23 protein-coding genes are annotated in these 25,476 nt (G+C 67.9%); 11 read left to right on the forward strand and 12 right to left on the reverse strand.

From position 1 onward, the window contains the following. Positions 1–462: 462 nt before the first annotated feature. The gene (locus tag ABD231_RS37565) at positions 463–1,236 is read left to right on the forward strand and encodes a hypothetical protein (RefSeq protein ID WP_344163579.1); all 774 of its coding nucleotides are present in this window, start codon (positions 463–465) and stop codon (positions 1,234–1,236) included. 97 nt (positions 1,237–1,333) lie between these two features. On the opposite strand, the gene ABD231_RS37570 is transcribed toward ABD231_RS37565, so the two are convergent. Genes ABD231_RS37570 through ABD231_RS37590 form a run of 5 tightly spaced genes read right to left on the reverse strand, consistent with a single transcriptional unit; the run spans position 1,334 to position 5,323 of the window. Further along, positions 1,334–2,065, reverse strand: a complete 732-nt coding sequence (locus ABD231_RS37570; protein WP_344163582.1) for an MBL fold metallo-hydrolase — start codon at positions 2,063–2,065, stop codon at positions 1,334–1,336. After that, complete coding sequence (locus ABD231_RS37575; RefSeq protein WP_344163585.1) at positions 2,062–2,451, reverse strand: YccF domain-containing protein; 390 nt, start codon at positions 2,449–2,451, stop codon at positions 2,062–2,064. Before ABD231_RS37575 ends, ABD231_RS37570 begins: the two co-directional genes overlap by 4 nt. A 4-nt stretch (positions 2,452–2,455) precedes the next feature. Continuing rightward, positions 2,456–3,325, reverse strand: a complete 870-nt coding sequence (locus tag ABD231_RS37580; protein WP_344163588.1) for an alpha/beta fold hydrolase — start codon at positions 3,323–3,325, stop codon at positions 2,456–2,458. Continuing rightward, positions 3,297–4,433, reverse strand: a complete 1,137-nt coding sequence (locus ABD231_RS37585) for a saccharopine dehydrogenase family protein (RefSeq protein ID WP_344163591.1) — start codon at positions 4,431–4,433, stop codon at positions 3,297–3,299. The genes ABD231_RS37580 and ABD231_RS37585 overlap by 29 nt, the downstream gene beginning before the upstream one ends. Next, a complete protein-coding gene (locus tag ABD231_RS37590; protein WP_344163594.1) occupies positions 4,430–5,323 on the reverse strand; it encodes an SDR family oxidoreductase in 894 nt (297 codons plus the stop codon). The genes ABD231_RS37585 and ABD231_RS37590 overlap by 4 nt, the downstream gene beginning before the upstream one ends. Positions 5,324–5,403: 80 nt before the next feature. On the opposite strand from ABD231_RS37590, the gene ABD231_RS37595 reads away from it, so the two are divergent. The 4 genes from ABD231_RS37595 to ABD231_RS37610 all read left to right on the forward strand — a co-directional run bounded on the left by ABD231_RS37595 (position 5,404) and on the right by ABD231_RS37610 (position 10,325). Beyond that, complete coding sequence (locus tag ABD231_RS37595) at positions 5,404–6,018, forward strand: TetR/AcrR family transcriptional regulator (RefSeq protein WP_344163597.1); 615 nt, start codon at positions 5,404–5,406, stop codon at positions 6,016–6,018. A gap of 148 nt (positions 6,019–6,166) precedes the next feature. Continuing rightward, positions 6,167–6,970, forward strand: a complete 804-nt coding sequence (locus tag ABD231_RS37600; RefSeq protein ID WP_344163600.1) for an exodeoxyribonuclease III — start codon at positions 6,167–6,169, stop codon at positions 6,968–6,970. Between the two features lie 40 nt (positions 6,971–7,010). After that, the gene (locus ABD231_RS37605) at positions 7,011–9,098 is read left to right on the forward strand and encodes a S9 family peptidase (RefSeq protein ID WP_344163603.1); all 2,088 of its coding nucleotides are present in this window, start codon (positions 7,011–7,013) and stop codon (positions 9,096–9,098) included. Between the two features lie 267 nt (positions 9,099–9,365). Next, entirely contained in the window at positions 9,366–10,325 is a 960-nt protein-coding gene (locus ABD231_RS37610; RefSeq protein WP_132414024.1) for a sigma-70 family RNA polymerase sigma factor, read from the forward strand. 72 nt (positions 10,326–10,397) lie between these two features. Here ABD231_RS37610 and ABD231_RS37615 read toward each other — a convergent pair whose 3' ends face one another. Continuing rightward, complete coding sequence (locus tag ABD231_RS37615; RefSeq protein WP_344163609.1) at positions 10,398–11,096, reverse strand: HAD family hydrolase; 699 nt, start codon at positions 11,094–11,096, stop codon at positions 10,398–10,400. A gap of 43 nt (positions 11,097–11,139) precedes the next feature. Continuing rightward, a complete protein-coding gene (locus ABD231_RS37620) occupies positions 11,140–12,408 on the reverse strand; it encodes a CPBP family intramembrane glutamic endopeptidase (protein ID WP_344163612.1) in 1,269 nt (422 codons plus the stop codon). A 55-nt stretch (positions 12,409–12,463) separates the two neighbouring features. Between ABD231_RS37620 and ABD231_RS37625 the strand changes: the two genes are divergently transcribed. From ABD231_RS37625 to ABD231_RS37645, 5 genes are all read left to right on the forward strand, one after another. Next, positions 12,464–13,471 carry a Dyp-type peroxidase gene (locus tag ABD231_RS37625; RefSeq protein WP_344163615.1) on the forward strand — a complete coding sequence of 336 codons (1,008 nt, stop codon included), beginning with the start codon at positions 12,464–12,466 and terminating at the stop codon, positions 13,469–13,471. 322 nt (positions 13,472–13,793) lie between these two features. Beyond that, the gene (locus ABD231_RS37630; protein WP_344163618.1) at positions 13,794–15,344 is read left to right on the forward strand and encodes an ATP-dependent DNA ligase; all 1,551 of its coding nucleotides are present in this window, start codon (positions 13,794–13,796) and stop codon (positions 15,342–15,344) included. Between the two features lie 105 nt (positions 15,345–15,449). Beyond that, positions 15,450–16,013: a class I SAM-dependent methyltransferase gene (locus tag ABD231_RS37635; RefSeq protein WP_344163621.1), complete on the forward strand. Its 564-nt coding sequence runs from the start codon at positions 15,450–15,452 to the stop codon at positions 16,011–16,013. A gap of 29 nt (positions 16,014–16,042) precedes the next feature. Further along, positions 16,043–16,915 (forward strand): phosphotransferase, encoded by an 873-nt coding sequence (locus tag ABD231_RS37640; RefSeq protein WP_344163624.1) that lies wholly within the window; start codon positions 16,043–16,045, stop codon positions 16,913–16,915. Beyond that, positions 16,912–17,229: a YciI family protein gene (locus ABD231_RS37645; RefSeq protein ID WP_344163627.1), complete on the forward strand. Its 318-nt coding sequence runs from the start codon at positions 16,912–16,914 to the stop codon at positions 17,227–17,229. Before ABD231_RS37640 ends, ABD231_RS37645 begins: the two co-directional genes overlap by 4 nt. A gap of 1 nt (position 17,230) precedes the next feature. Here ABD231_RS37645 and ABD231_RS37650 read toward each other — a convergent pair whose 3' ends face one another. Beyond that, complete coding sequence (locus ABD231_RS37650; protein WP_344163630.1) at positions 17,231–17,899, reverse strand: Type 1 glutamine amidotransferase-like domain-containing protein; 669 nt, start codon at positions 17,897–17,899, stop codon at positions 17,231–17,233. A 52-nt stretch (positions 17,900–17,951) separates the two neighbouring features. Here ABD231_RS37650 and ABD231_RS37655 point away from each other — a divergent pair, with 52 nt between their 5' ends. Next, complete coding sequence (locus ABD231_RS37655) at positions 17,952–18,821, forward strand: helix-turn-helix domain-containing protein (RefSeq protein ID WP_344163633.1); 870 nt, start codon at positions 17,952–17,954, stop codon at positions 18,819–18,821. 5 nt (positions 18,822–18,826) lie between these two features. Here the strand turns inward: ABD231_RS37655 and ABD231_RS37660 are convergent, their stop codons facing one another. From ABD231_RS37660 to ABD231_RS37675, 4 genes are all read right to left on the reverse strand, one after another. Next, complete coding sequence (locus ABD231_RS37660; protein ID WP_344163636.1) at positions 18,827–19,636, reverse strand: LLM class flavin-dependent oxidoreductase; 810 nt, start codon at positions 19,634–19,636, stop codon at positions 18,827–18,829. Next, complete coding sequence (locus tag ABD231_RS37665) at positions 19,636–20,463, reverse strand: alpha/beta fold hydrolase (protein ID WP_344163639.1); 828 nt, start codon at positions 20,461–20,463, stop codon at positions 19,636–19,638. The genes ABD231_RS37660 and ABD231_RS37665 overlap by 1 nt, the downstream gene beginning before the upstream one ends. Before the next feature lie 79 nt (positions 20,464–20,542). Beyond that, the gene (locus tag ABD231_RS37670; protein ID WP_344163642.1) at positions 20,543–22,567 is read right to left on the reverse strand and encodes a glycoside hydrolase domain-containing protein; all 2,025 of its coding nucleotides are present in this window, start codon (positions 22,565–22,567) and stop codon (positions 20,543–20,545) included. Positions 22,568–22,696: 129 nt separating this feature from the next. Then, positions 22,697–25,468, reverse strand: coding sequence for an AfsR/SARP family transcriptional regulator (locus ABD231_RS37675; RefSeq protein ID WP_344163645.1), 2,772 nt, complete (start codon positions 25,466–25,468; stop codon positions 22,697–22,699). Positions 25,469–25,476 lie beyond the last annotated feature (8 nt).

Genomic DNA, 25,476 nt, shown 5'->3' on the forward strand with positions numbered 1-25,476 from the left:
ACAGACATCAACAACACCTCCACAATCAAGGTGTTGCAACGACCACCTGAACCCAAGCCCCTTACCAGCAACGCAGTCCCCACATTCACCACCCAACTCCTCACACTCGCATGCTGCCTCCACTCGCGCCGCACGGCAGCTTCGATCGCGCCGCACGGTAGCTTCAGTCGCGGACGAGGCAGCGAGTGTGACAACCGGGTCGCTGGAAATCCCTTGCCGACACCCTGGTCCTCACATTCGGGGCACCAGTCCTCACACTCGGCGCCCCTGAGCACGGTGGCTTCGGTCGCGGGAGCACGGTGGCTTCGGTCGCGGGAGCACGGTGGCTTCGGTCGCGGGGGTGGTCAGGTCTGGCTGCGGTGACATCGCCAACGTCCGCAAGCTCGTCCAGAAGGCCCATTCCAGCTGACCTTCCGGGCAGTTGCGGCCGGAGGACACTCGCCATGAAGCACACTCCTGCCCATGAGCATCGGGCAGGAGTGGCAGACGTCCGTCGACGACGCGACCGGCTGGGTGTTGCGCGGCCCAGCCAGCGCGACCATGACGATCACCCTCGACGACACCGGCCCACTCCCGCTCCTCACCAGCACCGCCTCCGCACCGATCCCCACCGAGGCAGCCGCACGCTTCGCCTTCGAGGCCACGGTCGGGCTCCTGCGGCCGCGATTCCTCAGTCGCCGAGGCTCAGACGCCGTACCGTCCAACATCGCGCGCGCCCTCGCCCTCGCCGGCCGGACGCTCACCAACTGGAGCGGCATCGAGTGGCCGATCGTGCTGGCCGACGACCTGGCCGGCACTCACTTCGCCGGCCCGTACGGCGACCGCGTCCCCTTCCTGCAGATGCACCTTGCGCTCGATGAAGGCTCGATGGGCCTCTCAACCTGCCAAGCCGCTCCCGGCTGGGGACTCGAGTTCGACGCCAACGCCACCATCGCCCTGAACGACCTGGACGAGGGCTTCACCCGCCCACACGCCCAACTCCCCCTACCGACCGGCCGCATCACCTCAGTGGCAGTCGTCGTCGACAACACCCAACGCGGCTGGCTCCGGCGAGACGCCATCTTCACCGAGGCCCTCCTCCGCATCGACAACGCCTCAGTGCTGCTCATCGCCGCCGAACCCGACGAGAACGGCGTCTGGCGCCGGTACGCCGAGTCGGTCACCGTTCTCCGCGTTCCGCACGCGGCGGACGCACTCCCCTGGGATCCGCCGCGCCCCGGATCGCAATTCACCTGACCAGCCGCGCCCCACGGGGGTCCTGACCAAGCCGCGCCCCTCAAGGCCCCGCCAAGCCGCGCCCCCGGGATCACCTCACGCCTGACCAAGCCGCGCCTCACAAGGGCAGTGTGAGTCCTTCGGTCGCGGCGACCACTTCACCGTCGAACTCGGTCTGAGCTTCGGCGATCGAGACCTCTCGATCCGAGCCAGGCCAGAAGTGGGTGAGCAGCAAGCGGTTCGCGCCTTTCGCGGCTTGGGCGGCTTCGGTTGCGGTCATTACATAGCGCGGGGTTGTTTGGGGTGATGGGCCTTGGAGGGTGGCGTCGGCTATGAACAGGTCGGTGCCTTCCGCGAGCTTGGTGTGTTCTTCGGACGGTCCGCTGTCGCCGGTGTAGGCGAGGGAGACACCTGGTGCTGTGAGCCGCACACCGAAGTTCGGGACGTAGTGCGGGAGCTGGATGGGTTCGACGGTGAACGGGCCAAGCTCGGTGGTGGCTGCTAAGTCATAAATGTCGAAGACTGTTGCTGGGTCCGGGTTCGGTTCCAGGGCGCGGAGTACGTCGACCACACCGGGCGGGCAGTGCAGCGGGATCGGTGGTGCGTCGGGAGCTTCGTAGTACCGGACGCGCGCTAGTGCGCTCACGTCGACGCAGTGGTCCGGGTGCTGGTGGGTGACGACGACTGCATCGACCTCGGCGTGCGGTCGGTGTTGCAGCAGTTGTGGCAGCGCGGCGTAGCCAAGGTCGAGTACGACGCGGAAACCGTCGTACTCGACCAGGAAGCCGGCGCAGGCGCGGCCGGGCTCGGGCCAGGCGCCGCACGAGCCGAGGACGGTCAGCGACCTCACCGGGCGAACGGCTGGTCGGTCGGGACGATGTCCTTGCCGAGGGGCAGCAGGGAGATCGGGATCAGCTTGAAGTTCGCGATACCGAGCGGGATGCCGATGATCGAGACGCAGAGAGCGATTCCCGTGACCAGGTGGCCGAGGGCCAGCCACCAGCCGGCGACGATCACCCAGATCAGGTTGCCGAGCAGTGCGCCCGCACCTGCGGAGCGCTTGTCGACGATGGTTCGGCCGAACGGCCACAGCGTGTAGCCCGCGATCCGGAACGACGCGATGCCGAACGGGATCGTCACGATCAGCACGCAGCAGATGATGCCGGCGATCGCGTAGCCGACCGACAGCCAGAAGCCGGCGAGTACCAGCCAGATCAGGTTGAGAAGCGTCCTCATACCTTCAGCGTGCCAGCTCCCGGGTGTGCTCGCGCACCAGCCGCGCGACAAGTCCGGGATCATTCCGGGGCATCCAGTGGCCGCCCCTGACCACCTCGACGGTGAGGTTCGGGGCCCAGCGTGCGATATCGGTCTGCAGCGGGGTGCTCACGAACACGTCGTCCTCGGGAGACACGGCCAGCACCGGTACGTCGGTGGTCCGTTCTGCCGGTCTGAGCATCCGCGGGATCACGTTCTCGCGGTACAGGTTGAGACCGTTCATGTAGTCGCCCAGAGAGCGCTCTCCGGTTTCTGACGGCAGGCCGTCGGCCGACCGTTCGAGTCGAGCGAAGACCCGATGCGCCCAGCCTCGTCGCCAGCCGTTCTCCGGCAACCAAGGCAGGTGGAAGTAGTAGATGTACCAGGAGTGAAGCAGTTGCCGGATGACGTTGCGGACCGGGCGGTGCCGGCGCATGAAGAAGCCCGCGTGATCCAGCGACGGTCCCGAGATCGACACGAAGGACGTGATCCGGCCGCGCAACCGCTCACTCGTGACGAAGTGCCACGACTGGATGGAACCCCAATCGTGCGCGAGCAGATGCACCGGCCGGTCCGGCGACACCGCGTCGAGGACGGCGATGAAGTCGTCCTCGAGCCGATCCAGGTGGTAGGCCGATCGCGCGCGCGGGTGGTCCGACTCCCCCGCCCCGCGCACGTCGTACGTGATCACCTGGAAGTCTGCCGACAATTCCGTGGCGACCGGCTCCCACAGCCGGGCGTTGTCGGGATAGCCGTGCACGCAGACGAGCAGCGGCGCCTCAGCGTCCCGCCCGTAGTCGTAGAACGCGATTCGCGTTCCGTCCTGGCTAGTAGTCGCTTGTGCTGAGGGTGGCAAAGGTCATCCCTGCTTTCACCAGGCGTTGGCGCAGTGCCGGACCCATCGCCGCAGCGGTCGTGGTCTGGCCGGCCGTTTCCGGGAGATCGTCCAGAGAAAGGCAGAGAGCGCTTTCTCCAAGCATCTTGGCGGTCTCGTCGTACCCGGGGTCGCCACCGGCCACCTCGGTGATCACCTGCTTGCCACCGCCGCGCCCGACGAACCGCACCTTGAACCACGACTTCGCCCGCACCTCGGGACTCGGTCCGTCACCGGGCTGCAAGCGATTGAGCAGTGCGTTCCGGGCCGGTGGGATCTGCGCGGCGGTCGCCAGCAACGCGATACCACCGATGCCTCCGGCAACCATCGGCAAGTGCTTGACCGCCGCGTAGTGCGCATAACGGAAGTCGGGTCCGTAGCTGTCCAGCAAACGACCTGAGTACGCGACGATCTGCGGATCCACGGTCGGCAGCGGCACCGCCCAGAAGCCTTGCTGCCGATGGATTCGGCCGCCGACCGCCCGCGCACGCCGCCCCTCCGGCCGTGCCTCTGCGCGCTTCCGTGCGTTGTGCGCGTCCAGGTTCTGCTTCGGTCGTGAGAAGGCCGTGATCGCGGTGTGGAACGTGCCACCCGAGGGCCGCCCGCCGGCCCGCAGCAGACCGTCGACCGTGATCGGCACCCGCTCCGGCAACTGCTCGACCGTGTACTGCACACCCAGGTCGTACGGAATCGAGTCGAACCCACACGCGTGGATGATCCGAGCTCCGGTCCGGAGAGCGCGTTCGTGGTACTTCACATACATCCGGTCCACGAACTCAGGCTCACCGGTCAGATCCAGATAGTCCGTGCCCGCATCCGCACACGCGGCCACCAGCGCCTCGCCGTACTGAATGTAGGGACCGACTGTGGTCACCACGAGCCGGGTCGACTCCGCGAGCGTCTTGAGCGACGCCGGGTCGGTGACGTCCGCGATCAGCACGTCTTTGCCGAACGGCTCCAGCTTCGCGCGGTTCCGCCCGGCCACTGCCCACTTGAGCTCCGCGGGCGCGTTCTTCTCGAGATACTCCGCAGTGAGCGCTCCCGTGAAGCCACTCGCGCCGAGCAGGACTACGTCGTACTGGCGGCTCATCGCCCGCTGGCCTTCGCGGTGTCCGCCTTGCCACCGGCACCCGACGCGCGCGTCGACACGGACGCGCCGCGAGCCTGGATGTCGGCCAGCGCCGCCCGGTCCGCCTTCGGCACGCTGAAGCGCGACCCGATCTCGATCACGTGCGGGATCAGCCAGCGGAACACCTTCAGTACGCCGATCCACTCGGGCACGTGCACGGTCCGCTTCCGCCGCTTGATGCCGTCGGTGAACTTCTGTACGGCGAACTCCAGCGGGTACACCTTGCTAGCCAGCGGAATCCCGGTCCGCACCTTGCCGAACACCGGGTGGTCATCCACTCCACGCACCATGTCGGTGTCCACGAACGTCATGTGCGCAACGCCGACTCGCACGCCCAGGTGCTTCAGCTCGGGCCGCAGGGTGTCGCCCATCGCCTCGACACCGGCCTTCGCCACGTTGTACGACGCCAAGCCCGGGATGTGCACGACAGCGGCCAGCGACGAGACGAGCAGCAGATAACCCTTGCTCTCCAACAGGTAGGGCAGTGTCAGGTGCACTGTGCGCCACACGCCGTACAGGTCGACGTCCAGCACGCGCTCCCAGACCGCGGGGTCCATGCTGCGGGTGAAGCCCGGCGCTGCGATACCGGCGTTCGCCATCACCACGTCGATGCGGCCGTAGCGCGCGTGCACGGATTCGATCGCCGTACGGAGCGACTCGGTGTCGGTGACGTCTGCCTCCCACCACCCCGCGTCCGGGCCACAGTCCTCGGCGACCTGCTTCAGCTCGTCCGGCTCCAGACCGATCAGCGCGAGCTTGGCACCGTCCTTCGCGAGGCTCCGGGCCACAGCGGCGCCGATCCCGCGGGACGCTCCGGTGATGAGGACAACCTGTCCGGGCAGCGGTCGCATCTGTAATCCTCCGGCTCTAGCTGTTGAGTGGATACTCAACAGTAAGTGCTTATTGACCCAAGACTCAATAGACTGGCCGTATGACCCAGACCTCGTCCGCTCGGCTGCGCCCCGACGAGCGGCGCGCCCAGATCCTCGAAGCCGCCCGCCGGGTGCTGCTGGCCGACCCGCACCGCGAGCTCACCGTCGAGCTGGTCGCCGCCGAGGCGAAGGTCTCCCCTGCCCTGCTGTTCCACTACTTCGGCTCGAAGAAGAAGTTCCAGTACGCCGTCATCGAGGAAGCCGCGGCGGAGATCCTGCTCCGCACCGCCCCCGACCAGTCGCTGCCACCGGCCGAGCAGCTCCGTTCCGGGATCCGGGCCTTCGTCCGCGCAGTCCTCGAGGCCCCGCAGCTCTACCGCGCCACCCTGCTGATGTCCGCCGCCGGTGACCCCGAGGTCCGCAAGCTGCACTCGGATCTCCGCAGCGTCTTCAGCACCTGGGTGATCGGCGCCGTCCGCGAGACCGGCGTCGAGGTCACGCCGGTGGTCGAGCTCGCCTGCCTGGGCTGGCAAGGCTATGTAGAACAGACCCTCCTCCTCTGGATCGAAGACGCCACTATCTCCACCACCGACCTGGAACACCTGATCGAACGCTCCCTCGACGCCATCCTCTCCACCACGCACCCCGACCCCGGCCGCCCACCGGGGGCGTGAGCAAGAACTGGTGGGTGAGGACAAGTTATGACCTGTTCACACCCACCACTTCCTGTCTCCGGCCACCAGTTGTGGCCGGGATGGCGCGCGGGAGCGGCTGAGCGTGCCGGAAGCGGGCTCCTGGGCGCATTCGGGCTAGGGTTTCCGGGTGCTGACGGTTGCCACGGTGAATGTGAACGGGATCAGAGCGGCCTACCGCCGGGGGATGGCGCCCTGGCTGGAGGAGACCGATCCGGATCTGCTGCTGATGCAGGAAGTTCGGGCGACCGACGAGGTTCTGCGCGATCACCTCGGCGGCGACTGGAACATCGCGCACGCCGAGCCCGCGCTCGACGGTCACAAGGGTCGCGCCGGAGTGGCGGTCGCGAGCCGGCGGCCGATCAAGGACCAGCGGATCGACATCGGCCCGGCGCGGTTCGCCGATACCGGGCGCTGGGTCGAAGCGGACGTCGTACTGGATGACGGGTCGACGTTGACCGCGGTGAGCACGTATGTGTTCACCGGCGAATTCGAGACTCCGCCGCGGCAGGAGGAGAAGTACGCGTTCCTGGATGCGATCACTGCCCGGCTCACCGAGCTGCGCGCCGACGGCCGGCACGTCCTGATGTGCGGCGACCTGAACATCGCCCACCGCGAAGAAGACCTCAAGGCCTGGAAGGCGAACCGCAAGAAGAGCGGCTTCCTGCCCGAGGAGCGGGCCTGGATGGATCGTTTGTTCGAGGCCGGCTGGACCGACCTCGGCCGCCGCTTCGGTGGCGACGGACCCGGCCCCTATTCCTGGTGGTCCTGGCGAGGAAAGGCCTTCGACAACGACGCCGGCTGGCGCATCGACTACCAGATCGCCTCCCCCGCCCTGGCCGAGCTCGCCACCGGCTGCGTGATCCACCGCGCACCGACGTACGCCGAGCGCTGGAGCGACCACGCCCCGGTCGTCGCCACGTACGACGTTTAGCCGCCTGCGCGCCGACGCGCGGGCGGGTAGTCTCGCCCGCATGTCCGAGTTGAACGCCGCTACACCGCAGCCCCCAGTCGCCGCCCGCAAGCCGATCGAGCGCACCCATCACGGCGACGTGTTCGTCGACGACTACGAGTGGTTGCGGGACAAGACCAACGATGAGGTGCTCGGGTACCTCCGGGCCGAGAACGAGTACACCGAGGCCCGCACCGGCCACCTCGAATCGTTGCGCGAGGCAATCTTCACGGAGATCTCGGACCGCACCCTGCAGACCGACCTGAGCGTGCCGGCCCGGCGCGGCGAGTACTGGTACTACGCCCGCACGGTCGAAGGCAGCCAGTACGGCATCCACTGCCGGGTCAAGGTGAACGGCGACGAGCCGCCGGCCCTGGACGCGGAGATCGCCGGTGAAGAGGTGCTGCTCGACGGCAACCTGGTCGCGGGCGACTCGGAGTTCTTCTCGCTCGGCACCGTCGACGTCTCCCCCAATGGACAGCTGCTCGCATACTCGGTCGACCTCAAGGGTGACGAGCGGTTCACGCTGCGGATCAAGGATCTGAGCACTGGCGAACTCCTGCCCGACGAGCTGCCGGAGGTCCACTACGGCTCGGCGTGGTCGGCCGACGGTTCGACGATCTTCTACACGAAGGTCGACGACGCGTGGCGGCCGCACCAGATCTGGCGACACACGCTCGGTACGACGGACGACGTACTGGTCCTCGAGGAGCCGGACGAGCGGTTCTGGGTCGGCGTCGACCTGACCCGCAACGAGCAGGCAATCCTGATCGCGCTCGGCAGCAAGCTGACCAGCGAGGTCTACCTGCTCGACGCGAACGACCCGACCGGCGAGCTGAAGATCGTCGCGCCGCGGCGCGAGGGCGTCGAGTACGACGTCGAGCACGCCGGCGACCGGCTCCTGATCACCCACAACGCCGATGCCGCGAACTTCTCGCTGGCCACGGCTTCGCTGGATACACCCGGTGAATGGACGACCATCATCGAGGACGACGACACCAGCCGACTGCTCGGCGCCGACGCGTTCGCCGATCACGTCATCCTCTACCGCCGCCGCGACGCGCTGACCGAGCTCGCCGTCATGCGCCGTACCGAAGACGGCTTCGGTGCGCCCGAGACGCTCGAGTTCGACGAGCCGATCTACACCGTCTCCCCCGGCCGCAACGACGAGTGGAACGACACCCGGTACCGGTTCGGCTACACCTCACTCGTGACGCCCGGTACGACGTACGACGTCGACATCGCGACTGGTGAGCGGCGACTGCTCAAGCAGCAGCCCGTGCTCGGTGGTGTCGATCTGAGCGCCTACACGCAGTACCGCGAGTGGGCGGAAGCGCCAGACGGCACGAAGGTGCCGGTCTCGCTGGTTGCGCGCAAGGATGTCGCCAAGGACGGCAACGCGCCGGTCGTGCTCTACGGGTACGGCTCGTACGAGAGCTCGATGGACCCGTGGTTCTCGATCCCGCGGTTGTCGCTGCTGGACCGCGGTGTCGTGTTCGCGATCGCGCACGTGCGCGGCGGTGGCGAGCTGGGCCGGCACTGGTACGACAACGGCAAGACGCTGACCAAGCGGAACACCTTCACCGACTTCATCGCGGCGGCCGAGCACCTCGTCAAGGCCGGCTGGACGCGTCCGGAGCGGGTTGTCGCTCAGGGTGGCAGCGCCGGCGGTCTGCTGATGGGTGCGGTCGCGAACCTGGCCCCGCAGGCCTTCGGGGGCATCGTGGCCGAGGTGCCGTTCGTGGATGCGCTGACGACCATTCTCGATCCGTCTTTGCCGCTGACAGTGATCGAGTGGGAGGAATGGGGTAACCCGCTCGAGGACCCCGAGGTCTACGCGTACATGAAGTCCTACTCGCCGTACGAGAACGTCACCGCGCAGCAGTACCCGCGCATCCTCGCGATCACCAGCTTGAACGACACCCGGGTGTTCTACGTCGAGCCGGCGAAATGGGTGGCCAAACTCCGGTCCACCGCCGCCGGGGAGGTCGACGTACTGCTGAAGACCGAGATGGAAGCCGGTCACGGCGGGCGCAGCGGCCGGTACGACGCCTGGCGCGAGGTCGCCTTCACCCTCGCCTGGGAGCTGGACACCCTCGGTCTGGCCTGATTTTCTGGCGTTCGGCGGGAATATCTCCGTGATCCGGTGTGTTGTGCAACACATTCAGCACACCGGATCAGGCGTTTTCTGAACGAATTCTCAGACTTTTCGGCGGCGAGTCTGCCGAAGGTGCTGCGATGACGGGCCGTGGGTACCGGATTACGGGGTGAGCGGCGCTGGGAACTCTCAGGGAAAGTTCAGGGAGTTTACACACTGCCGTGGAATCTTGAACCTCACTCGAGCGTTGCTCTCCATGTAACGACGAAGGGAGTTTCGGTGGCTCGCACGACTCGTGTCCGCAGCACGGACGACGGTATCGACGGCAAGGACAGTGTTGGGCTGTATCTCGAGGAGATCGCCCGCACCCCGCTGCTGACGGCTGAAGAAGAGGTCGAGCTCGCTGAGACGGTCGAGGCAGGACTCCTTGCGGAGCAACTGCTGGCCGAGGGGCGGGTTGGACGAAAGAAGGGCGGAGCGCCCAAATATGCCACGGAGGAGGAGCTGGAGTGGCTGGCGGAGGAAGGCCAGCGCGCCCAGCAGCGGTTCGTGACCGCGAACCTCCGCCTGGTGGTGTCGATCGCGCGCCGTTACGGGCGGTCCCAGATGCCGCTGCTGGACCTGGTCCAGGAGGGCAACACGGGGCTGATCCGCGCGGTGGAGAAGTTCGACTACCGCAAGGGATTCAAGTTCTCGACGTACGCGACCTGGTGGGTGCGGCAGGCCATCACCCGCGGTATCGCGCAGCAGGCCCGAGTGGTCCGGCTGCCGGTGCACGTGGTGGAGCAGCTGAACCAGATCGGGTCGGCCCGGCGGACGCTGGAGCGCAAGCTCGGGCGTGAGCCGGAGGTCGAAGAGATCGCGGCGGAGCTGGACCTGGACGAGGAGCGGGTGAGTGAACTCATCCGGATCGGCCGGGATCACATCAGCCTGGACAACCCGATCGACGACGAGGGTGAGACCTCACTGGGTGACCTGATCGCGGCCGAGACCGCGCCGGGCCCCGACCAGCTGGTCGCGGACGCGTCCGACCGGTCAGGCTTGTTCAGCTTGGTCGATCAGCTCGATCCGCGGTCGGCCGACGTGATCCGGCGCCGGTACGGGCTGCACGACGGCCGGCAGGCCAAACTCGCCGACATCGGCGCCGTGCACGGCATCTCCGCCGAGCGCGTCCGCCAGATCGAGCGCGAGGCGCTGGGCCGGCTGCGGCTGATGGCCGACCCGACACTGGCCGCGTAACAACACCCCGAAACCCCTCCGAAGGACCCCCGAGCCACCCTCCTGGCCCGGGGGTCCTTCTAGTTGCAGGGGTCAGTTCCAGGAGTCGATCAGTGGCAGCAGCTCACCCAGCCGCTGGATCGTCGCATCCGGGGTGCCCTCGGTGTGACCGATCTGGTGGGCCGGGATCGCGCTGTGCGGGATGTGCGCCGCCCGCATCCCGGCGTTCTGGGCGCCCCACACGTCGTCGAACAGCCGGTCCCCGACGTACAGGCAGGTGGCAGGGTCGCTGACCCCGACCGCCTTCATCGCGGCCCGGAAGGCCTCCGGGTGCGGCTTGGTGTACGGGATCTCGCTCGTGTACACCGCGCCGTCCAGCAACTCCAGGACGCCGTCGCGGGCGAAGATCTCCTCGTGCCAGCGCCGCGACCAGATCGTGTTGGACAGTACGCCGACCTTCAGACCGCGCTCGCGCAGCCCGCGGATCGTCTCCAGCGCGTCCGGCTCCAGAACTGTGTGCGGGTCCCAGCCGAGCTCGTACTGCTTGTTGGCGGCCTCGCTCCACTCCACCTCGGCGAGCAGACACACCTCCTCCAGCGTGCTGCTCAGGTGCTGGTCGCGGGAGCGCGCCCAGATGGAGTGCTCGGCGTCCAGTAGACGCTTCGTCACCTCGTCCGCGCGCTCCTCGTCGATCAGCACCGCCACCGCCCGCCACAACGCGGGCAGGTCGACCTCATGCCAGGTCGCCAGCGTGCCACCCCAGTCGAACAGAACTGCTTCCGTCTTCGTCACGCCGGCAACCCTGTCAGACACCACCGACAGTTCGCTTCCCGTTTTAGCTGACCCGGGCGACCTGCTTGCGTTTCGCCAGCCAGACCACGGAGAACACCACGATCGCGAGCGCCGGGACATCGCCCAGCAGGATCGTCCACGGCGCGCCGCCCTGCTCGGACCAGTCGTCGAGACCGCCGGTGGCAGCCGGCAGCAGGAACGCGAACAGGTTGTTCAGCACGTGCAGTGCGATCGCGGCCTCGATGCCGCCTGTCCGCACGGTGAGCCACCCGGCGACACCCGCGAACAGCAGGATGTCGGCCATCGCCCAACCGGTGTAGCCGTGCGCCGATGCGAACGCGATCGCACTGATCACGATGCCGGGCCAGGGCGTCCGGAACAGCACCCGCGCCCAACGCGCTCGGCCTTCCACGCTGTCGGGCCCGTAGGCGCCGACGGCCTGGATCAACCAGCCGCGGAAGATGAACTCCTCAGCAGCCGCCTGGAACGGCACCAGGAGCACGATGAGGATCAGCGGTACGACGAACTTCGCGAAGCCGACCCATGCGCCCGTGTCCACCACTGCCTCGTCCGGCGGCACGATCTGGTCGACGAGGAGCCCGAAGCCCGTACCGGCGACCACGTATGCGACCGCGGGGAGACAGCACCACGCGAGCCAGCCCCAGCGGATCTTGTTCAGAACCGAGGCGACGCTCCAGGCCGGTCGGCGCTGAATCATCCAAGCGGTGAGCGCGACGAATGGCGTCAGCACGCCGAGTAGCACCAGGTTCAGAGCGAGGTCCTCGTTGGTGTTGCCGAAGATCTCGGCGCCGGTGCCCTCGAACGCGGGCATCTCGCCACCGAGGATCAGGTGGATCACCAGCCACGCCAGGAAGACGACGATCGAGGCCGCGAACACCCAGGCGCCCAGCAAGATGCTGCCCACCACTGGACGCCACGCGGCGTGCTTCGGTGTCCGCGCGAGCCGGTGGAACGGCGTACCGGCTGGGGCGGGGATGACCCGCGGTTCCTTGATCATCGGGTACTGCTGCGGCCAGGGCTGTTGCTGCCCCATCGGGTACCCCGGCGGCGGATACCCCTGCTGCGGCGGGTAGTTATGCGGCGGGGGCGGATAGCCCTGCTGCTGCGGATAGTTCTGCGGGTGTTGCGGGTAGCCCTGCGCTGGCGGGTAGTTCGGCTGAAGCGGGTACGGCGGGGGTGGCTGCTGAGGCGGATAGCCCGGATAGGGCTGCTGAGCCGGGGGCGGTGGGTACTGCCCCGGCGGAGCCTGGGGCGAATCCTCGGGGCGCGGCTCGCCTGAGTGCGGGTGCATGCAAGGACTCTAGAAGATCGACCCAAGACAGGTAGACCGGATCCGGGCTGTAAGGATGATCCCGACCTACCTGGGCGAACGGCTGGAGAGCACTGTGGTGACTGATCCAACTGCCGGACCGGCGGCAACGACGCGCGCACTGCCGCAGTCGGTGCTGACGCCGCTGACCGGTTCGGCCATCTTCCTGGTGGTGCGGATCGAGGACGGCGGCGAGGCGACCGCACGCGATCTGCTGGAGCGGGTCAGCGGCCTGACGCGATCCGTCGGCTTCCGCGTACCGGCCGGCGCGCTCTCCTGCGTGACAAGCATCGGCTCGGACGCATGGGACCGACTCTTCGCCGGTCCGCGACCCGCTGAGCTGCACCCGTTCGTCGAGCTCAAAGGCGCGACGCACCACGCGGTGTCGACACAGGGCGATCTGCTGTTCCACATCCGCGCCGCGCACCTCGACCAGTGCTTCGAGCTCGCCCGCCAGATCATGAACGTGCTCGGCGACTCCGCGACCGTCGTCGACGAGGTGCACGGTTTCAAGTACTTCGAGATGCGCGACCTGCTCGGGTTCGTCGACGGTACCGAGAATCCGGCCGGCCGTGAGGCAGAGGACGCCGTACTGATCGGTGCCGAGGATCCTGAGTTCGCCGGTGGCAGTTATGTGATCGTGCAGAAGTACATGCACGACCTGAAGGCCTGGAACGCGCTCACCACCGAACAGCAGGAACTCGCGATCGGCCGGACCAAACTCGACGACATCGAGCTGGACGACGACGCCAAGCCGAGTAACGCACACATCGTCCTCAACGTGATCGAGGATGCCGACGGCAACGAACTGCAGATCCTCCGGGACAACATGCCGTTCGGGCAGATCGGTACGGCGGAGTTCGGCACGTACTTCATCGGCTACGCCAAGTCGCCGTCGGTCACCGAGCTGATGCTGCGCCGAATGTTCATCGGCGAGCCCGAAGGCAACCACGACCGCATCCTCGACTTCTCCACCGCCACCACCGGCACCCTCTTCTTCACCCCTTCCGCCGCCTTCCTGGACGACCTCCCCCCACTCCCCTGACCCCCGCTCACAAGACCGGATATCCGGCTGTTCTGACTTATCCGTGGGTGGTTCGGCGCGGCCGCACCGAGCAGTTGCTGGGGGTGTGAACAGGACACGGTGGCCTTGAACAAGGCATGACCTGTTCAAGGGCCCCGCGCGCGGTATGCACCCCCGAGTTGTGTCCCGCCGACTACCCGGAACGGACCTGCGCCTGTGTCCAACCTCCTCCGGCCAACTCCCCTCGCACCGAAGGGGCAAGAGGGACGGATATCCGTCCGTGTTGTCGCGGGGCCGGTGGTGGGGGCGCGAAAGTGTCGGTGGGGTGGGTGAGACTGGGGGCATGTTGCTGAGCGCGGTGGTGGAGACGTCGGCGGCGGTGGGCGGGACGCGCTCGCGGCTGAAGAAGGCCGAGTTCATTGCCGCGCTGCTTGCGCAGGCGACCGATCCGGTCGAGACCGAGATCGTGGTGACGTATCTGTCCGGCGAGCTGCGGCAGCGGCGGACTGGTGTCGGCTGGCGGACGTTGATGGACGCGCCGGCTCCGGCCGCTGAGCCGTCGCTCACTGTCGAGGTGGTCGATCGGACGTTCGGTGAGTTGGCGGAGATGTCCGGCGCCGGCTCCCAGGCTCGGCGGCGTGAGACGGTCGACGCGTTGTTCGGCCAGGCCACCGAGGCCGAGCAGACCTTCCTGCGACTACTCGTGGGCGGCGAGCTGCGGCAGGGTGCGCTGGACGGTGTGATGGCTGACGCGGTGGCCAGAGCGACCGGGATCCCGTTGGAGAAGATTCGCGCCGCGACCATGTTGCGCGGATCGGCGGCTCCGGTGGCGGTCGCCGTACTGACCGAGGGTGAGGCAGGGCTTGCACAGTTCGGTCTGCAGGTCGGGCGCGGGGTGCAGCCGATGCTCGCGCAGTCGGCCACCAGCGTTGCGGAGGCATTCGCCAAGACCGGGACGCCGGCGGCGCTCGAGTGGAAGCTGGACGGGATCCGGATCCAGGTGCATCTCAACGGTGACGAGGTCGTCGTCTACACGCGGACGCTCGACGACATCACCGCGCGGGTGCCCGAGGTGGTGACCGCCGTGCTTGAGCTGGAGGCCCAGCAGGTCGTCCTCGACGGCGAGCTGATCGCGCTGCGACCCGATGGACGACCCGAGCCGTTCCAGGTGACCGGCTCCCGGACGGCGACCCGAGCTGCCACCGGCCCCGAGTCGGTGCCACTGACGCCGTACTTCTTCGACATCCTGCATCAGGACGGGCAGGACCTCCTCGGCCTCGAGAGCACCGAGCGGCACGAGTGGCTGAGCAAACTGATCCCGCCCGAGCGCCGGATCCCGCGACTCGTGACGGACGATCCGGACGAGGGTCAGGCCTTCTTCCAGGACGCAGTACGGCGGGGGCACGAGGGCGTGATGGTGAAGTCGCTGACCGTCCCCTACGAGGCGGGCCGGCGCGGCTCGGGCTGGGTGAAGGTCAAACAGACCCACACCCTCGACCTCCTGGTGCTCGCCGCCGAGTGGGGCCACGGCCGCCGTACCGGCTGGCTGTCGAATCTGCACCTCGGCGCCCGGGACGAGACGACTGGCGAGTTCGTCATGCTCGGCAAGACGTTCAAGGGCCTGACCGACGAGCTGCTGCGCTGGCAGACCGAGCGGTTCCAGGAGCTGGCCGAGCGCGAGGATTCGTACACGGTCTACGTGCGGCCGGAGGTCGTGGTCGAGATCGCGTTCGACGGCGTGCAGACCTCGCCGCGCTATCCCGCCGGCATGGCGCTGAGGTTCGCCCGCGTGTTGCGCTACCGCGAGGACAAGACGCCCGATCAGGTCGATACGGTGCAAACAGTGCGTGCGATCCACGAGGGCTTCGACGGGGAAGGTGAGTCTGATGAGTGAGGACCCGGAGCTGGAGACTCGGCGGATTGCCCACGAGTCGCTGGACCGCGACGACCCGACCGGCTGGTTCGAGAACCTGTACTCCGCTGCCTCGGCGGCTCGGCCGTGATTCCGTGGGACCGCGGCTTCGCGAACCCGCTGCTGACCGAATGGTTCGAGGCTTCGGAGCCGAATGGGATGGGCAAGACCGCGGTGGTCATCGGCGCCGGCACCGGCTGGGACGCCGAGCTGGTCGCCGACCGCGGGTACCAGACCATCGCGTTCGACATCTCCCCCACCGCCGTCGAGACCGCGCAACGGAACCACCCTGACTCGAAGGTGCAGTACGTCGTCGCCGATCTGCTCGACCAACCGGCGGAGTGGCATCACGCGTTCGATCTGGTCGTCGAGATCTACACGGTCCAGGCCCTGCCCATCAGATTGCAGGCAACCGCCATCCAGAAGGTCGGCGAGCTCGTCGCCCCCGGCGGCGCTCTCGTCGTGATCGCCACACCGCGCACTGAAGGTCAACCTGATGAGGAGATTAAGGGTCCGCCGTGGCCACTCACCAGAGCGACCGTTGAGTCCTTCGCGTCGGCTCCTGACCTCCGGCTGATCGCGTTCGACGAGTCGCCTAAGCCGACTGAGCCCACAGCTCTTCGTTGGCGTGCAGAGTTCCTCCGCGACTGACCAGGTCCGCGATCGGTTAGCGTCGGAGCATGACCTCGATCTGGAGCCGAGTCGCCCGCCTCGATGTGAGTTCGGTAGTCGAGCAGGTCGCGGAACAGAGCGGCGTACGGCTTGAGGTTGAAGGGTTGTGCTCGGGCGGCGAGGTTGGCGCGGCGTATGTCCGCTGGGACGACGGGCGCCGGTCGGTTCTGAAGTGGCGGCCTGGTACTCGGCTCGAGGACTTTCAGGCGGGTCCGCTCGCGGTGTCCGAGACCGCGCGGCTGGCCGGGTTGCCGGTGCCGCGGACGGAGCTGGCCGTGCAACTCGACTCTGCGGTCGCGACCGTGCAGGAATTGTTGCCCGGAGCACCTATCGCGGCACTGGACGAGAGCCTGCTGGACCAGGTTCTCGCGGTCAACGAACAGCTGCGACTCCTGCTCACCGGCAACTCGACGGTTCCGAGTCTCAACCTCTACCTGACCTTCGACGGCCCCGGCTTCTGCCTGCACGGTCCGTTGAGGGCGCACGACCGCCGTACGGCGCGACTCGACGACTGGATCACCGCCGTCGGCGCAGACCACCCTGGCCCGCTTCGCGGTGACGACGCCGTACACGTCGATTTCCACCCCGGCAACCTCCTCGTGGTCGACGGCAAACTGACCGGCATCATCGACTGGGATGGCGCCGGCCGCGGCGATCACCGGCTCGACCTCGTCACCCTTCGCTTCGGTCTGCACGGGGGCGACGCCGACCCGGCGGTTGTCGCGCGGCTCGACGCGACCCTCGACGAGATTCCGCCGGACATCCTCCGGCCGCTCTGGGCGCACATGAGTCTGCGGATGACCGACTGGGCCATCCGCCACTTCACCCCCGCCGACGTCGACCACTGGACAACCCTGGCCGAAACTAGGATGGCCAGATGAAGTTTCTGGTTTCCGTCATTGACGACAAGGACAATCCCGGCAGCACGGACCGGATGCCTGCCATCAGCGAGTTCAACGACCGGCTGATCGCCGACGGCTACTGGGTGTTCGCCGGCGGGCTCGCCGACACGGCCAGAGTCATCGACAACCGCGGCGAGCAGGCCCTGATCAGCGACGGGCCGTTCGTGGAATCGAAGGAGTACCTCGCCGGCGTCTGGGTGTGGGAGGCCCCCGACCTGGACACCGCTCTCCAGCTCGCCACCGAGGCGTCGAAGGTCTGCGATCGCAAACTTGAGGTACGCCCGTTCCAGTGAGCTATCCGGGGAACACCTTCCAGTGTCCCTCGGAGATCACCTCGACGATGCCGTCGGTCACCTTGATGGCGGTCTCGTCGTCGATCGCGTACGCCGGACCTGCGATGCCAGCGGCCCACCTCGCCGCATCGGCCATGGTGTTACCGGGCATCTGCTCGTGGTCCAGGTGCGGGTAGATCGAGAAGTCGACGACCCCGAGCGTGCGGTCGTCCACCGCGGCAGGCCAGCTGACGAAGTCGGCGCCGATCCGCGGTGTCATCACCATGCTGCCGGCACTGAGCCCGACCCACACCGTCTCCGATAGCGACGACATGAGATCGGCGAACCCAGACTCCCGCATCCAGTGATGCAGGTACGTCGCGTCGCCCCCGTCCACCAGCAGCACGTCAGCCTCGCGAACCCACGGCACCCACCGCTCCTCGCCAATACTGGGCAACGCAGTGAGCTCCAGGACCCCCAACGACTCCCACCCCAGGCTTGTCATCGAGTGCCACGGAGCCTCACCGGCAACAAAGCGCCGTACCGAGGCAGGCCCCAACATCGGATGCCCCCACTGCGCCGTCGGAATGCAGAGCGCCCGGCACTCCGCGATCGGCTTGCCCAGCAGCTCGACCAACGCCTCGCGGATGCTGTCGTTCGTCACCCCACCGGAGGTGAGCAGAAGCTTCATCTCAGGAATCCTACGCTAGAACATATGTTCGATAGTACTGTAGAGTGGTCGCATGGCGGGGCAAGGTGTAGTGGGGCCGACGGCCTTGCGGATGATGCTTGGTGGTCATCTGCGGCGGCTGCGTGAGCGGGCGGGAGTGAGCAGGACCGATGCCGGCTGGGCGATTCGGGCGTCGGAGTCGAAGATCAGCCGGTTGGAGCTCGGCCGGGTCGGCTTCAAGGAGCGTGACGTCGAGGATCTCCTGAGTCTGTACGGCGTGACTGAGGCCCGCGAGCGTGATCGGCTGCTCGAGCTCGCCCGCGAGGCGAACAGTCGCGGCTGGTGGCATCGGTACGGCGATGTCACGCCGGACTGGTTCGACGCCTACCTCGGGCTGGAGGCGGCCGCGGAGTTGATTCGGACGTACGAGATCCAGTTCGTTCCCGGCCTGCTGCAGACTGCGGAGTATGCGCGAGCGGTTGCTCGGCTGACCGGGGTTACTCGTGGCGATGACGAGATCGAGCGAGTCGTCGCCCTGCGGACCCGGCGGCAGCGGGCGCTGGATCGCGAGCCACCACTCAAACTCTGGGCCGTGGTCGAGGAGGCCGTCCTACGTCGGCCGATCGGCGGCACCGAGGTCCTTCGCGATCAGCTGATCGCGCTGCGCGACGCCGTACACCGCCCCAACGTCACTTTGCAGATCATCCCGATCGGCAGCCCCGGCCACGCGGCGACCGGCGGCGCCTTCAGTCTGCTGCGGTTCCCGCAGCGGGATCTGCCCGACGTCGTCTATCTGGAGCACCTGACCAGTGCGCTCTATCTGGACAAGCGCGACGACGTCGAGTCCTACACGCACGCCCTCGAGCTGCTCGCCTCCACCAGTCCCCCGCCCCAACAGACCGACGCCCACCTTGCTGCGTTGGTCGACCGGCTGACCGGATGAGGCAGCTACCACTGGGGTCCGGCCGCGATCATCGCCCGCACATCGGCCAGCTGCATCGTCGTCGGATCGAGGTCGGTCAGTCCCCAGGTCGCGCCGGCTGCCTCGAACGCCTGCGGATCCATCTCCGGTTCGAGCGCCACCACCACGTCGAATCCCTCCGGCAGCGCGGCCTGCGCGAAGACCTCCCGCAGCCGACCAGTCGCCGCAGCCAGCTCGTCCGGCGACGACAGGTTGACGGGGAAGAAGCCGTCGTACTGCGCCGCGCGCTTGATCGGTTTGAGGTTGCCGGGGAAGCCCGCCACCCAGATCGGCACCTGCCCCTGCGCCGGCCGCGGGAGGAACCGTACGTCGTCGACCAGATAGTGCCGCCCGTGATGCACCACCGAGTCGCCGCTCCAACCGGCCTGAAGGATCGCCAGCGATTCGTCCAGCTGCTCAGCGCGGACCCGATCATCCACGCTCTCACCAGTCCGCGAGTACTCCCCCGCGAACCGATCACTGCCGAGCCCGACGCCCAAGGTCAACCGGCCACGACTCAGCACATCCAGCGTCGCCGTCTCCTTCACCAGCTTCACCGGACGCCGCCGAGCGACCGGTGTCACCATCGGCCCGATCCGCAGGCGCTCAGTCGCGCATGCCACCGCCGCGAGCGTGATCCACGGGTCGGCGACCGCCTGGATCGGTTCCCGCCACCACAGCTGGTCCCACACGAACAGTCCGTCCCAGCCAGCCTCCTCGGCCAGCGCCCCCAGCCGCGCAACCACCAACGGGTCGGCGAGCTCGTCGAACAACGGCAACCACACCGCGGCGCGCATCAGCTCGGCTCCGTGTGCTTGGCGAGCGCCGCCAGGAACTCATCCCACAGGGGCTCGGGGATGCCGTGACCAGCACCGGCAACGACGACCAGCTTCCCGTCCGGTACGGCGTCCCGGATCGCCTCACCATGTGCGACCGAGAAGTACGGGTCGGAGTCACCGTGCACGACCAGCACCGGCATCGTCAGCGCACCGAAGCCACCGCCCTGCGGCCCGTCGAACTTCATCGAGTAGTGGTTCGTCATCACCGCCTCGTAGTTCGCCACCCGCGCCATGTCCGCCCGCACCAGCGCTCTCGCGGCCTCCTCGTCGAACACGCCCGCCGACTCGGCCTCGATCGACCGAACGACGTACTCCTCAACGTCTAAAGGGTCGCCCCAGTCCGGCGTACCGATCTGTGGCAGCTCGCCCGAGGGCGACGGCAGGTCGTCGTCACCGGGTGACGTCGACGCGAAGGTCATCGACGCGACTCGAGGTGCATGGTCAACCCCAAGGATCAGCCCGATCCCACCCGACATCGACTGCGCGACCACATGTGCGCGCGCAACACCCAGCGCATCCAGCAGACCGACCGCATCCGCGGCCAGGTCGCTCATCGCGTACGGCGGCTCGCCGACCGGATAGGTGGTCGAGCGGCCGGTGTCGCGCTGGTCGTAGCGGATCACGTACCGGCCGTAGCCCGCGAGCCTCGTGCAGAACGCGGCATCCCACCACAGCATCGAGGCCGTCCCACCGTGGATCAGCAGCACCGCCGGATCCGCCGGATCGCCGAACGTCTCCGCGCACAGCTCCACACCGTTGACCTGGAACAGCTTCTCTGTCGTCATGCGAACCACGCTAGACCGCAATCCGGATCGCGAACAGCGATTGTTTCCGATCGAAGCAATCGCTGCTCGCGATAGGCCATCAGCTCACCGTCAGTACCTTCGACGGCGTCTGAGTGCCCTGGTGGTCCGCATCCGCCAGCCACACAACGCGATAGGTGTAGGTGCCCTTCGCAGTCGGATTGATGACGAACGAGTACTTGCCGTTGGCAGACAGCACACCCGTGCCGGCCGCCGCCCAGCTCGTCCCGGACTTGCGCTGCAGGTAGGCCTTCGTGCCCTGGTGCGGCGGCGTGAGGTAGCCGTAGAAGTTGCTCGACGCACCCAGCTTGATCGCAGCCGGAGTCAGGTACGACGAGATGCCGGGCCGAACCTCAACGAGCGCAACCGCGCTCCGCGTCCCGAGCAGGCCCGCAGCCCCGTTGTAACCCCACTGGTAATGCGTGGAGACGCCCGGCTTCTGCACCGAAGCCGCCACACCGTTCGCATCCGACGTGACCGTGGCAACCGCCGTGTACGCCGTCGCGTTCTTCGCCTTCGCGTAGAGCACGATCGGAGCACCACTCAGCGGCCCACCGTCGAGCCGAGTGACGGTCGTCGAGACGGTGACCGAACCGCCGTACGTGATCCAGGCCCCGCTCGCCGTCGCGGTGGCCTTCGTCCCGACCAGCAGTACGTCGGCGCCCGGGCTGACCTTGCCTGTGCTGTCCTTCACCCACGCACGGAACGCGTAGCTGGCCGAGTTCGCCAGGCGCGTCATCGTGTAGAGACTCGCGGTCCCGTTGTAGACCGACGTACCCGACGTCACCAGCGGCGGCGGTGTGGAGCCGACGGCCGTGCGGATCATGATCTGACCGAGCGTGATCCCGGCCGGCTTCGTCCAGCGCAGCGTCGCAGCGGACGAACCACCCGTGACCGAGAAGTTCGTCACCGGAGGCGGCGGCGCGGTCAGGTCGGCATAGTTCCGGTCGATCTTCATCGAGACGCCGCCATGCGTCTCGGTGACGTCACCGGCGTACTGGTGGACGCGCTCGTGGTTGGTCCACGTAGTCGCCGGGACGAACCTGCTGGTCCCCACCGGCGTCGAGCCCCAGTGCGCGAACCACAGGTTGTCCGGCCGCGTGTACGCCGTACTCGTGAAGGCGCTCGCGAAGTCGGCGCCGACCGAGCTGGCCGAGCCGTAGACGCCACCCTGGTAGCCACGGGCGTGCAGCTCCTGCGTCCAGCCGCTCGCATACGACAGTACGGCGGCCTTACAGGCGGCCGTCGAGGTGTAGTGCTCGATGTCGCTGTAGATCGAACTGCGCGGCGCGAACCCGAGCGCCTGCGCTGCCGCGACCGCATTGGCCGCGGCGGTCTTGCCCTGGACGAGCGCTGTCGCCGGGACTGCGGACATCTTCTTCTCGGCGCTGAAGGTCGAGCACGGCGCCTGCAGCCCGACGTCGATCAGCAGGAACTGCCAGCCCTTGCCCGCGTTCGTGGTCACCCAGTCCGGCGTCAGGTTCGGCTGATCACACCTCCGGACGCCACCGCTGATGTAGATACCGATGCCCTGGAAGTCCGGCTTCCAGGCGTCCATCGTGGCCTGCGGCGGCGCGGCGCAGGCGTCGAATGCCTCGCCCTTCAGGGTGCCAGTGGCAACAATCGACGGCGCGACGGCGGCCGGCTGGGCGACCTGAGCCACACGCGACTTCGTCACGACCCGCCCGGTCCCGAGGACGTCGGCCGCGGCGCGCTCCGCACCTGGTTCGTAGTACGCCGTCGCCAGCACGCCGGCGTCCTGGACGACGCGGCGCAGCAAGCCCGGCGTGGACGGTGTCGCGGTGACGAGCGGTTCGAGGACCAGCCCGTGACTGCGGCCCGCGGCATCCGCTGGGCAGTTCGCCTGCGCCGTACTGCGGCCGAGATACACCGCCGGCCGGTCGAACCGGACACACGCGGTCGGGTCAGCGGCCAGGTCCACCACTGCCCAGTCGGACGGGACGGTCACCTGATAGCCGCGGTACGAGACGGTGCGGGTCTCCTCCGCGGCGGCTGGGCCGGCGGCCGCCACTCCTGCAATCAATCCAAGGGCAAGCGTGACCACCCCAGGTCTGAACAACCTCACAACAGCTCCTCACTGACGACAGATCCCCCAAGTCAAGCTGCGACGGCATGCCAGTGTCGAAGAGCATCCGGCACTCGACTCGATGCCCGGATGCTATCGGCGATCGAAAGACGCCACGCCGCCGCTGCACTAAGTGGCAAGCTCCCGCGCAATCACGTCGAACGGTACGGCGCGCGCTTCGGCCACGACGGCGGTTGCCGCGAGCCCCAACTGCCGGCGCGCTTCCACCTCGGCGCCTTCGCGAGCGTCCAGCTCGTCGGGGATGATCTGCGGCGCACCGATCCGGATCCGCTCCACCCCGGCGATCGTCAGCAGCCGCAGCGCGTCCGCCGGACGGCCTTCGGCCAACTCGACCCCGGCGATCAAGTCGACCGCGTCGATCACGCCTTCGGTGAGGTTGATCTCGCGATAGATCCGCAACGCCTCCAACGAAAGCCTGCGTACGTCGGCATAGTCGCCGACTTGATGGCGTACCAGCGCTAGGTTGCAGAGCGTGGCTCCCAGCCCGCGCAGATCCTCCTGCGCCCGCCAGATCGCACACACCTCCTGGAACACCGCTTCGGCCTCTGCGGTCCGGCCGAGTCCGCGGAGCGCAGTACCGACCAGATTCTGCGCGGCCGCCCGCAACCGTTCATTGGCCAGGGCCGCGAAGATCTCCACCGCCTCGGTCGCCTGTTTCAGGCACTGCTCGTAGTCGCGGCCGGCGAGACTGGTGATCCCGAGTCCGATCAGGGAGGCGCCGTACCCGCGCTCATCACCGAGGTCCCGGAACATCTGCAGCGCCTGTTCCCCGAGCACCCGCGCCTCGCCGTACTGGCCGCTGTTGCGGGTCAGCGACGCCGAGACGCGGATCGAGGTGGCGCGCTCGACGGTCGGCTCCGGATCGGCGGCCGCGAGCGCGCGCCGCAACCAGTCGCGGCCGGTGTCGATCGCGCCGTGACTCCACCAGTACCACCAGGTCGGGGTGACGATGTCGAGCACCAGCGGCGGATCGTTCTCCAGCGCGAATTCGATCGCGGCCCGGAGATTCGCTTCCTCCAACCGGAGTTCGCGATCCAGTTCGGCATGGTCGGCACCGCCGTACCGCTCGGTCCGTCCGGCGAGGTTGGCGCACCAGCGCGCGTGCTCCCGCCGTACGGCGTCCTCGTCGCGGCCGAGGCGGTCGAGGGCGTAGTCGCGGATGGATTCCAGCAACCGGTACCGGCGACCGCCCTCGCCGATCGTGACCGTGAGCAGCGAGCGCTCGTGCAGGTCGGCCAGGATCACCGGGATCTCGGTCGCGGGGATCCCGTTGCCGCCAGCAACCTGTTCGGCCGCCTCCAACGTGCAGCCGCCAGCGAAGACAGCGAGCCGATCGAGCACCGTCCGGGACGGCGGATCGAGGAGCGCGTGACTCCAATCGATCGCGGCTCGCAGGCTCGAATGCCGGGCGCCCGAGTCCCGATTGCCGGACACCAGGAGCCGGGTCCGCTGGTGGATGCGGGCGGCCAGCTGATCCAGCGTGAGGGTCCGGACCAGACCGGCGGCCAGCTCGATACCCAGCGGAAGATGGTCGACGGCGGCACAGATCGCGGTGACGCGCTCATCGCCCGGCAGCAGTTCCTCGGCTCGGCAGCGGACGCGAAACAGCTCGGCCGCAGCCTCGGGATCGAGCGCCCCGAGTTGGTGGGTCTGCTCGGCGCGGAGCCGCAGCGGCCGTTGCGAGGTGACCAAGATCGAGAGCCGTTCTGCCTTCCACTGCAGCGATCTGACCACCTCGGCAACACCGTCGACGACATGTTCGGCGTTGTCCAGGACGAGGAGCGCGCCGGCCAGACGATCGGCGCATTCGGGCAGTGGATCACCAGCGCCAGGGTCGATACCGATGGCTGCCGCGAGGGCCGGCACCACCGCGGAGTCGCTGCTCAACGCAGCCAGATCGCACCAGGCGATCGGCCGGTTGGCGCGCCGTACAGCGATGGCTGTTTCGCGGGCGAGCACGGTCTTGCCGGCACCCGGGCCGCCGACGATCGTGACGAGGCCCGGTCGATCGAGCTCATCGAGCAGGGTGTGAACGTCGTCGGTGCGGCCGACGAAGTGATCGCGTGGAGTCAGCCAGATCAGGTCGGGCAGGCGGCTCGGACGAGGCGCTTCGGGGGCCTGCAGCAACGGATCTTGCCGGAGCAGCTGCAGCTCCAGTTCGGTGGTCGCCGCTGAGGGATCCACGCCCAGTTCGTCGGCGAGGCGGGCGCGGAGGCGCTGGATGCGTTCGAGCGCGTCGGCCTGCCGACCCGCGCGGTAGAGCGCGATGACGGCCAGGCCGGTGAGGCGTTCGTCGAGCGGGTGGTCGATCACGAGACGTTCCACATCCGCGGTGATGTCGATGCCGAGATCCAGTTCGAGCTCGACCCGCTGCACGAGCAGTTCGCGGTGCAGGTCATCGAGCTTGGTCGCCTCGACCGCGATGAACGGCAGGTCCCGCAGATCGGCGAAGGCCGGTCCCCGCCACGCGGCCAACGCCTCCGTGACCACAGTGAGCGCGCGCTTCGTTTCGCCGGTACGACGGAATGCGGCCGCCTGCGGTACCGCCTCATCCACGGCGTCCACGTCCGCCAGCGCCGAATCCAGCGCGTAGCCGCCGGACTCCCGTCGTACGACGGAACTGTGTGCACCTAACGCACGACGGAGCCGGTGGGACAGGACGCGGAGTCGCTCGGCGATGCGCTCGGGTTCGAGCTCCTCGTCGCCCCAGAGGTCGCGGGCGATCGCCTCATCGGGCACGATCCGCCCACGCGCCAGCGCGAGCCGCACCGCGAGCGTGCGCTCCATCCGCCGCGCGATCTCGAACGACTCGTTCCCGACCCTGAATCCCACCGGTCCCAGAACGTGCAGATCCAGCCGGTGATCCCCCGATCCCGTCATGCGTTACA

The sequence above is a fragment of the Kribbella yunnanensis genome (assembly GCF_039529655.1).
GTDB classification, from domain to species: Bacteria; Actinomycetota; Actinomycetes; order Propionibacteriales; family Kribbellaceae; genus Kribbella; species Kribbella yunnanensis.